Origin of the sequence: Roseburia faecis (assembly GCF_001406815.1) — a bacterium.
Classification (GTDB): domain Bacteria; phylum Bacillota; class Clostridia; order Lachnospirales; family Lachnospiraceae; genus Roseburia; species Roseburia faecis.
In genome coordinates, this window is sequence record NZ_CVRR01000020.1 from 16,444 (window position 1) to 27,026 (window position 10,583).

Consider the following 10,583-nt stretch of genomic DNA (forward strand, 5'->3'; position numbering starts at 1 on the left):
AGGATAAAGATATCAAAACAGATTGGAAAGAGGAAAACATGAAACGAGTCCTGATGTTGGCGTCCGTCGCCTCCATGATTGATCAATTTAATATGCCAAACATTGCATTACTGCAGAAACTGGGCTATCAGGTAGATGTTACCTGCAATTTTATCGAAGGAAATACCTGCTCGGATGAGCGTGTCGCAGAATTGAAGCAAAAACTGCAGGACATGCATGTGCGCTGCTACCAGATTGATTTCGCACGGAATATCAAACACATGGGACAGAACATGAGGGCACTGAGGCAGGTAGAAGGTTTGATGAAGCAAAATGGATACGCATTTTGCCACTGCCACAGCCCGATCGGTGGAGTGGTCGCAAGGATTGCAGGACACCGGACCAGGACAAAAGTGATCTATACGGCACATGGGTTTCATTTCTATCAGGGGGCACCGGTTATGAACTGGCTGGTGTACTATCCGGTGGAGAAGGTGCTGAGCCGATGGACGGATGTGTTGATAACGATCAATCATGAGGACTATGCCAGAGCAAAAAAGAAATTTCATGCCGGAAAAACCTATTATCTGCCAGGAATCGGAATCAATCTGGAGCGATTCCATGCGGGAGATGTGGAAACAATCCAACAGAAACGGCAGGAACTTGGATTGCAGCCGGAAGAGGTGTTTTTGCTGTCTGTGGGAGAACTCAGTGATCGTAAAAACCATGTCGTTGTCATTGAGGCAATGAAACAGCTGGTTCAGAGACATTCGCAGCTGAGATATTTTATTTGCGGGCAGGGAGAAAAAAAGCAGGAACTGCAGCAGTTGATCCGGAAATATCATTTGGAAGATCATGTGAAACTGTTGGGATTTCGGACAGACGTGGCAGAACTCTGTCAGGCAGCAGACGTGTTTGTGTTCCCGTCCAAGCAGGAGGGACTTCCGGTAGCATTGATGGAAGCGATGGCTTGCGAGGTTCCGGTAGTGTGTAGCAGGATTCGGGGAAATACAGATCTGGTAAAAAATGGAGAGAACGGTTATCTGGTAAGCGCAGATCAACCGGAGGAATATATTCAGGCAATCGAAAAACTCCTGCGGATATGGAAGAATACGGAAGAAGTCCGGCAGATGAGAAAAAATAACCGTGCACGGATAAAACAATATAGTTTACAGAAGATTGACAAGATCATGGAGAATATATATCGCTAAATATTGCAAATTATGGGGATTATGGTAGAATAGTAGAGGTATTTTGCGAATTTGAGATAAAATCTGTATAGGAAAATAATTGATTATGAAACAAAAATCTTACTATTTAAAAATATTTCTGATTATAGAATGTGTATTATTGATTTTTTTGGGAATTTTTTATTTCTCGGCAGGAAGATCGTTATACGAAAGAGATTCCGATGGCAATGTTGCGGAATTCAATGCGACAAATGATGTAGGAGAACTTACGCAGGGAGCAACGGTAGAACAGATTTATACGTCCCAAATGGATTTGCTGGATTCCATAGGTGTAATGGTTTCAGATTATGGAAAAAGCATCAATCACGGAGTTGAGATTCAGTGTGAAAATTTGTCTAAGGGACAGATACTTGCAAAAAAAACATTCTCAGCGGATGAATTTGAAGTAAATCAGTATGTTTATTTAAACATTGCAGATGGTGTAAAAGTTGATCGTGGAGATCAGATTAAGATTTCCTGTACATCCGATGGGGAAGCAGGGGATGCTCCAACCATATTATATAATGTAGAAAACAAACTGGAAAACCCGGATGTTGCGAGAGATGCACAGTTTACTGTGAATGGAAATGTTGTTCCGGGAACAATGTGTATTGCGGTCAATGGGCGGAATTATGTCTGGACAGGTCCAAATTACTGGAAGCTGGTATTGCTTGCAGTTGTATTAGTGGCTGTCTTGTATGGAATTGAGTGCAGCTGTGACAAAAGGGGGAAGACAACAATTTTGTTTAACATGTTGTTTGTCCTCAAAAAATATAAATTCTTAATTAAGCAGCTAGTGAAGAGAGATTTTAAAGTACGTTATAAACGTTCGGTACTTGGCGTGTTTTGGAGCTTTCTGAATCCGCTTCTTATGATGATCGTACAGTATGTGGTATTTTCACAGCTGTTTAAATCAGATATTGAAAATTATCCGGTATATCTGTTGAGTGGTACGGTTATTTTTAACTTTTTTAATGAAGGTGTAGGACAGTCTTTGACATCTATTGTGGGGAATGCGCCGTTGATCACAAAGGTATATTTGCCGAAATATATATATCCGGTAACAAGAGTTTTTTCTTCGGGAATCAACTTACTGATGTCATTGATTCCGCTGATCATTGCAGCGCTTATTACAGGTGAAAAGATCACATGGGCTTTTTTAATGCTTCCATATATTTTGATTTGCGTCATGATTTTTACCATGGGATTCGGTATGATTCTGGCAGCTGCCATGACGTTTTTCCGGGATATGCAATTCTTATGGGGAGTGCTGAGCATGCTCTGGATGTATCTGACACCACTGTTTTATCCGATTTCGATTGTTCCGAAGCAGGTACAGGGACTGGTACTCAATAATCCGATGTACTATTTTGTCAATGCTTTTCGAACCATCATTCTGGAAGGGATTACACCTCGACCGGTTGTGTTCTGTCAGTGTACAATGGTCGCACTCGTTATGCTGGGAATCGGAAGCTTGATCTTTAAGAAAACACAGGATAAATTTATCTTTTATATTTAGGAGGAATTGCAGAAAATGCCGATCGTTTCTGTGAAAAATATATCACTGAAATTTAAAATGGAACAGAACCGTGCAAATTCATTAAAAGAATTTTGTGTACGCTGGCTGAAACGGGATTTGAAGTCAGAGGATTTCTGGGCATTAACAGATGTTTCTTTTGATGTCGAAAAGGGTGATGTCATTGGAATTATCGGACATAACGGAGCCGGAAAAAGTACCTTGTTAAAAGTGATTTCCGGAATTATGAAACCGACAAAAGGAACGATCGAAGCGTATGGAAACATTGTGCCGATGCTGGAACTGGGATCGGGATTTGATATGGAATTATCCGGCAGAGAAAATATATATCTGAATGGTGCAATTCTCGGGTATTCAGAAGAATTCCTGAATGAAAAATATGATGAAATCGTTACATTTTCCGAACTTGGAAATTTTATAGAGGCACCACTCCGGACGTATTCCTCAGGAATGCTTGCAAGGCTGGCATTTTCCGTTGCATGTATTGTGGAGCCGGAAATCTTGATTGTTGATGAAATCCTGTCGGTCGGGGATGCTGATTTTCAGGAGAAGAGTCGTGCGAGAATGATGGATCTTATGACAGGCGGAACAACGGTATTTTTTGTATCGCATAGTTTAAAACAAATCCGGGAAATGTGCAATAAGGTTGTCTGGCTGGAGCATGGGAAAATACAGGCGATCGGAAAAACTGAGGAGATATGTAATATGTATGAAGGGGCAAAGCATGAGTGATATAAAAATCCTTGTTGCAACGCATAAAGAATTTTACCGGCCGGAAAATCCACTGATTTTTCAGGTGCAGGTAGGAAGTGCATTGGCTGATCATCATATAGAAGGAATTCTTCATGATGATGAGGGCGAGAACATTTCAAAGAAAAACAGATCCTATTGTGAACTTACGGCACAGTATTGGGCGTGGAAAAATCTGCAGGCAGATTATTATGGCTTTTTTCATTATCGCAGATATATGAGTTTCAAACAAAATTTCCCCGTGATAAATGGCAAAATACAACTGAAGCGATGGACACCGTATTTGGAAGCGGATTCTTTGGAGGGAGATTTATCTCCTTATGATTTGGATGAGATGCATATGCGGCATGTGATTGAACAATATGATGTGATTACAGTGCTGAGTGAACGTATGGATGTGACAGCATATGAACAGTTTGGACAGTTTCACCGTATCGGAGATCTGGACCGTGCAATTGCAATCTTAAAAGAAATGTATCCGGAACAGGCAGCGGCATGTGATGCATATATGCAATCGAAATATATTTATTTCTGCAATATGTATATTATGAAAAGGGAATACTTTCATGCATATATGAACTGGCTGTTTCCTGTTTTGGAGAAATTTGAGAGCCAGACAGATTTTTCCGGATATAGTGATAAAGAAAAGCGTGTGACGGGGTATATTGCGGAGCGATTGTTTGGCGTGTACTATACCTGGTTAAAACAGCAGGGATCGGCAAAGTGTGCGGAGGTTCCATATGTGATTTTCCACCAGAATGTCCGTGAGTTTCAATTTGGCAAAAAAGGACCGAGAATTAAGGTGGATATGAGGAAGGTCAATCAGCTGATACCGGCAGGGACCATGAGAAGACGTATGGTACGCAGACTTCTGAGAAAGGAATTATAGAAATGGAAATTCAATTACAAACAATTCTACAGCCTGATCCGGAAATCTGTGTTGAAGAAGCCCTGTATTTTCATAGAAAGGGAGAAGAGATATGTTTTGATGGATATTTCAATCTTTTTTATATCGAGAAATGGAAGCGGTATACAAGATTGGAAAAATTGCAGTTGTCTATCAAAACCGCAGGATATCAAATGCTTCGACTCTATCATAATCGGGAATGTATTGATGAAATCAAGCTGGAAGAATCAAAACATGTGTATACCATAGAATTTCCATGGGAGAAATACACAGATGGTGTTTTCTGGTTTTCTCTTGTGCCGGATGAGAGGTGTAAGATGCAGCAGATATCAGGATATTATATGGGGGTATGTGAGAAGGCTGCACATGTGGCAATCGGGATTGATATCTGTACATATCGCAGAGAAGAATATGTCCTGCGCAACTTAAAGGTACTTTGTGAGCGTGTATTGCAAAATGAAGAACTGCAGGTTTCGAAAGCCTTGTGGGGATACATCATTGATAATGGAAAAACATTAGACGCATATGAACCATTGCAGCAGTATTTAAAGGCGTGGCAGGAGAGAATTTCTGTTATACCGAATAAAAATGCCGGTGGAGCAGGCGGATTTACCAGAGGTATGTTAGAAGTTTTAGAAGATAAAGAAGAAAGACAGTTAACACATGTAGTGCTTATGGATGACGATGCGGTGTTAGAGCCGGATTTGTTTGTACGCATGTATGGCTTTCTGTGTGTGGTGAAGCCAGAGTGGAAGGATATTATTCTGGGTGGAACAATGCTTCGGGAGGATAAACCGTATCTGTTATTTGCTTCTGGAGAAACCTGGGGAGAGGGATTGATTAAGAATGCAAATAAAAATCTTGATGTGCGCGAATACGAGAATGCAACACGGGAAAATCTTATTACAACAAAATTGGAAAAAACGCTGTATTCGGGCTGGTGGTGCTGTTGCTATTCGTTGAATATTGTTCGGGAGGACAATTTACCGATTCCGTTATTTCTGCATCATGACGATATTGAATTTGGATTACGAAACAGAGAGCATGGAATTGTATTTTTGAATGGAATTAGTGTATGGCATAGAACCCCAGATAGTAGGGTAGTGGGAAGTAATTTATATTATGATATTCGAAATGATTTAATTGAAATTACACAACAGTACAGTCAAAAGATGGCAGAAAAATGCATATGGCGATTTTTCTGGAAACGATTATTAATTCGACTTATTCTTAATAGAAAGAAGGAAGTCTCTCTTGTAGTTAGAGGCACAGAAGATTTTTTGAAGGGGATGGATTGGTTATGGAAACAAGATCCAGAAAAACTTCATCTTAAAATAAGAGATGTGGAGGAAGATGGCAATTGGATATGTTGGAAAAAAAGTGGCAGAGTATGCTTGAAACTGATAAAAGAAAGAAAAAATGCAGTTCTTAATTATCAGAATAAAACAGGATTATATACAAAAAAAAGTGCATGGATGAAGTATTTGAGCAAATAGGAATGAAAATGAGGAGAAAGTGATATGAATAATGATTTAAAACTCACAATAGTTGTTCCAATATATAATGTTGAACAGTATTTGGAACAGTGTTTGGATAGTTTGGTGAATCAATCAAATCATGATTTTAAGGTGATAATGGTTGATGATGGATCTAAGGATAAGAGCGGAGAAATAGCTCAAAAATATGCTGAAAAATTTCCAGAAAGATTTTTTTATGTATATAAGGAAAATGCTGGATTGGGAGCTGCAAGGAATACTGGAATGGAGTACTGCGATACGGAATATATAGAATTTTTGGATAGTGATGATTGGTTACTGCCAAGAACAGTAGAGTTAGTGTTAGATAGATTAGAAAGAGAAGTTGAAAAACCAGAAATAGTTTTTATGACACCTGTTGTATATGATATGTCAAATTGTAAATTTACAGAATTTGCTGATAATGAAGAATTAAGGGGAATTTTTGAATATACGATGGTTACAAATCCGCAACAATCACCTAAAATGTTTGGACTTGAAGCAAGCGTGAATAGGTGTATATGGAGTATGGAATTCTTGAAGAAATATGAATTTTCTTTTCCGACAGGAGTTAAATGGGAAGATGTTGCTCCACATTTTTATATTTTTTATTGGGCAAGACGTTGCATTATGGTAGAAAATGTTGGATTTTGTTATCGGATTAATTCTGGAAATCAAATTACTTCATCATCAGATGCTGGTCGTTTAGATATTATACCTGTTTTTTCAAAAACATTGGTTTATGCGATAGAAAATGAATGGAATGAAAATGAAATTAGTTATATTTTGCGTATGTTTTTTACATTTGCAACTTGGTCGATGGCTGTAACAAAAAAAGAAAATTATGGGGAATTGGTTAAAAAAATACATCTATATTTAAAAGCAGTTCCAAAGAGATATATAAATATTTTTATTAAGCAGCGTGAACTTTGCAGGAAAGAAATTATATTGTTAAGATTACTTAGGTCTTCGTTATATAAAGTTATATGTAATTATCATAGAAAAGAATTTATTACAAAAGCAGTGGTAAAAATAGGAAAAAATATTAGGAGAAAATAAAATATGGATGATATGGTATTATATTTGGAATTGCAGAAGTCGCCTAAAGAAGTTCTGTTAATAATTGGATCTAAACATGGAATAAAAATTATGCAAGATATTTTAATAGGTGTATGTTTGGAAAAATTAACTGTTTTATCTCTTTCGGATCATTTGTTTAAAGCTGTTGAAAAGGAAAAAGAAAATATTGAAAATGATTCACAATATTATATTCCAAGACAATTTATTCTTTTGCGTAAAAATGAATTTGATGATCATAAATTTGGACAAGAAGATTTGGCTATCTTATATGAAGGTGTAAAAAATCAAGAATTTGTAGAAAAATTATCTAAGTTAAGTGCAAAGTATTTAATTGGAATGCATGATAGAAATTACATTAATACTTTTGATATATGGGAAAAGTTTCGAGAAAATACAAAAAAAATATACATAATATCTTATGTTGGTGGTGGGAAGAAAGATGTATTGAATTGGGAAAAAAATGAGGAAAATCCAATAGAATTAAGCATTATTTTCCCTATGTATAATATAGCAAAATATTTACCACAGTGTATAGAGACAGTAACGACATGGCAAACAGATTTTGTGGAATTTTTGTTTGTGGATGATGGATCACCTGATAATTGTGCTGATATTGTAAAAAAATATGCACAAAGAGATTCTAGAATAAAGTTGTTGTCTAAAAAAAATGGAGGTTGTGCTTCTGCAAGACAGTATGGATTAGAAAGAGCAAAGGGTAGATATATTGGATTTGTTGATCCAGATGATTTTATTCAGCCAGATATGTATCGTAAATTATTGGCAAAGGCATTAGAAGGAACTTATGAAATAGCATATTGTGGATATCGAGAGTATTATGAAAATACAGGATTGAGTGCTGAAGTACCTGATGCATTGAGTTATCCATATAATGAGGGAACAAGCGATCCAGCAAAGATTGATGAATTGATAGGATATCAAAGGGTTGCTATTTGGAGAGGAATATATAGTAAAGATTTGATTCAACGTAATAAGATTCATTTTTATACAGAACTCAAACGATTTGATGATCTTCCGTTTAAGATTGAAGTAACATCAAAAGCAAGATCAGTTATAGCAGTGCCGGAATATTTGTATTATTATAGGATGTCTCGTCCTGGACAAGATGTCTCGGCAGATGATGAGCGATTATATGTTCATTTTCCGATTTTTGAATATCTTGATAAATTTATGAAAAATGCATCCAATAGAAATCAACTTGATTATTTACATTTAGTTAAAGTACACACACATAGATATGCTCTGGAAAAAATAAAAAGAGAATTTTCCAAAGAGTACTGTAGAAAAGCTAAAAGAGACATTAAAGGTGATTTTGGATTTATTGAGGGAATGTATGTTATAAATAAGCTTGGAAGTAAACAAGATCTTCTTCTTTTTATTTTATTATATTGGGGGTGGGATGGAGCTATAAGAAAATTACTTCATAGAAAAGAAAAAGCATTAAAAGAAAATAAGGCAATTAAAAAATTGAAATTATTAAATAATAAAGGAATATAGTAGGAGATTAGATAATTGAAATCGAAAAATTTTGCACAGCAGCATCTTAGCAGTCTTGGGGGGATAAAGGTAATTGCTATGCTATTACTTTTTTGGTGGCATAGTTCAATCCCAAATCCTAATGTTGATTTGGGAGCAAGAACATGTGAATTATTGTTTGTTACTTCTGGTTTTTTGGTTGGGTATAATTATTTTTATAAAGGTATGCCAAAAACATGGAAGGCTTCATTTATGTATGCAATTAAGAAAATTATACGTTTTTGGCCGCTGCATTTTTGTGTATTATTGATTATGTTTTTAAGAACAATTATTATAAATGGATGTATACAGCTGTCAAATATTTTGATTGCTTTAGATAATGCATTACTATTACAAGCGTGGAGTTTGAATCAAGATGTCTATTTTTCATATAATGGAGCATCATGGTTTCTTTCTGCATTAATTTTTTGCTATTTTATGACCCCTCTATTGCTTACATTTTGTCAAAAAATTAAGCAATCAATTGTTTTATTTGTTATGATTGCTGCAATAAGATATTTGATTGAATATGTAAATATAAAATGTCCTGGAATGGTTTGGAATTTTGTGATTCACACTTCTCCACTTATTAGGTGCTTAGAGTTTTTTATGGGAATGTTGTTGGTTCCATTGTTTATGTATACAAAAGAGAAATTACAATCTAGTAGTTTCTTTATAAATTCTTTGGTAGAAATAATAATTACAATATTGACGATTGCTTTATGTATCATGAAAAATGCGACCTGGTTGAGGGCATCATTTGTTTTCTTGTTTTGTATTACGGTTTTTGTGTTTGCATTTAATAGAGGAATTCTTAGTAGGATTTTCTCAGCCAGAATATTTGAGCTATTTGGTAAAATACAGTTTGAGTTTTTTATTTTTCATCAGGCAATAATTATTTGTTTGTTTAATTGGTTCTCAAGAATAACGAGCGATTGGAGAATTGTGAACAGCTTGTTATTTATTACAATAATTGCATGTGCTATCGGGTATAAGAAATTTATGTCACAAAAGTTATCTAAGATAATTTCCAATGGAATTCGAAAGTTATTTGGCTATTTTGAAATTGCTCCTGAAAAATTGTAATATTGTTATGTGATTTTGAAAAATGGAAGGATAACATAGTAAATGAAAAAAAATAAGTAAATTAGTGCCTGTAATTATAGCTGTTATACAATGGAGTGTAACAACGATTCTACATATAGATAGACTCTATTTTAAATATGAGAATATCAATAAAGTATATATTACAGTTAAAGTTGGTTATTTAATGTCATTAGAGAAATTAAAGGAGAAAATCCAAAATATAAAAGAGGATTTCAAGTCTTTCTTTTTTATTTAATAGTTATGTCTATTTGTACTGTTGTCTTATGGCCTGGAACATGGTCGTGGGATGATATTGGATGTTTAAATGTATTACAGTGGTATTCAGATTTTGTAGCTTGGCAACAATACTTACAGGCATATACATGGATATATTACTTCAAATGCTTCCATTTCCAGGAGGATTTATAATTTTACAGAATATTATAGTCGCTATATGTGTTGCTTTTGTTGTGACTAATTTGGAAAATTATTATGATATAAAAGAAATAAAAAATAAATATGTTGATATATTTATAAAAACGCTTCCGTTCTATTTGCCACCAATTTTAATGTATCAATTTTCAGAATATCGAATGGGATTGTATATTTATATCGAGTTAGTGATGTTGGTAATGATTATTGGGATCAAAAAGAGTGAGGACATATGGGATTGGAAAAAAATAATATTATTTAGTTGTCTAACAGTCATTGCTGCAACGTGGAGAACAGAATCTTTTCTTTATATTGGAGAAGTCGGGCTATTAATTTTATTGACATCGAAATTTAAAATATCATTAAGAAAAAAATTATGTTGTATAGGAATATTATTTCTGGGATTTTATTCCATAAACACATTACAGAATATTTCATTAAATAATGAATAAAAGGGGTCTGACCCCAATGTGGTCAACCTAATGTCAACTTAAGACAAGTGCCTGCTCAGGTTAATGACTAACGGTGCGAAATTG

At 35.2% G+C, this 10,583-nt stretch carries 9 protein-coding genes; all 9 read left to right on the forward strand.

The features are described from left to right. Positions 1-38: 38 nt before the first annotated feature. The 9 genes from M72_RS09100 to M72_RS09145 all read left to right on the forward strand — a co-directional run bounded on the left by M72_RS09100 (position 39) and on the right by M72_RS09145 (position 10,499). On the forward strand, positions 39-1,190 hold the full coding sequence (locus M72_RS09100) for a glycosyltransferase family 4 protein (RefSeq protein ID WP_055067984.1): 1,152 nt from the start codon (positions 39-41) through the stop codon (positions 1,188-1,190). An 85-nt stretch (positions 1,191-1,275) separates the two neighbouring features. Then, positions 1,276-2,727: an ABC transporter permease gene (locus M72_RS17355; protein WP_206541820.1), complete on the forward strand. Its 1,452-nt coding sequence runs from the start codon at positions 1,276-1,278 to the stop codon at positions 2,725-2,727. 15 nt (positions 2,728-2,742) lie between these two features. Then, on the forward strand, positions 2,743-3,477 hold the full coding sequence (locus tag M72_RS09110) for an ABC transporter ATP-binding protein (protein ID WP_176694777.1): 735 nt from the start codon (positions 2,743-2,745) through the stop codon (positions 3,475-3,477). Beyond that, positions 3,470-4,384: a DUF4422 domain-containing protein gene (locus M72_RS09115; protein ID WP_055067985.1), complete on the forward strand. Its 915-nt coding sequence runs from the start codon at positions 3,470-3,472 to the stop codon at positions 4,382-4,384. Before M72_RS09110 ends, M72_RS09115 begins: the two co-directional genes overlap by 8 nt. Before the next feature lie 2 nt (positions 4,385-4,386). Continuing rightward, the gene (locus M72_RS09120) at positions 4,387-5,898 is read left to right on the forward strand and encodes a glycosyltransferase family 2 protein (protein ID WP_055067986.1); all 1,512 of its coding nucleotides are present in this window, start codon (positions 4,387-4,389) and stop codon (positions 5,896-5,898) included. Between the two features lie 24 nt (positions 5,899-5,922). After that, positions 5,923-6,975, forward strand: a complete 1,053-nt coding sequence (locus tag M72_RS09125; RefSeq protein ID WP_055067987.1) for a glycosyltransferase family 2 protein — start codon at positions 5,923-5,925, stop codon at positions 6,973-6,975. A 3-nt stretch (positions 6,976-6,978) separates the two neighbouring features. Then, on the forward strand, positions 6,979-8,511 hold the full coding sequence (locus M72_RS09130) for a glycosyltransferase (RefSeq protein ID WP_055067988.1): 1,533 nt from the start codon (positions 6,979-6,981) through the stop codon (positions 8,509-8,511). Between the two features lie 15 nt (positions 8,512-8,526). Then, a complete protein-coding gene (locus tag M72_RS09135) occupies positions 8,527-9,615 on the forward strand; it encodes an acyltransferase family protein (RefSeq protein ID WP_055067989.1) in 1,089 nt (362 codons plus the stop codon). A 356-nt stretch (positions 9,616-9,971) separates the two neighbouring features. Further along, on the forward strand, positions 9,972-10,499 hold the full coding sequence (locus M72_RS09145) for a hypothetical protein (protein ID WP_206541821.1): 528 nt from the start codon (positions 9,972-9,974) through the stop codon (positions 10,497-10,499). The last annotated feature ends 84 nt before the right edge of the window (positions 10,500-10,583 follow it).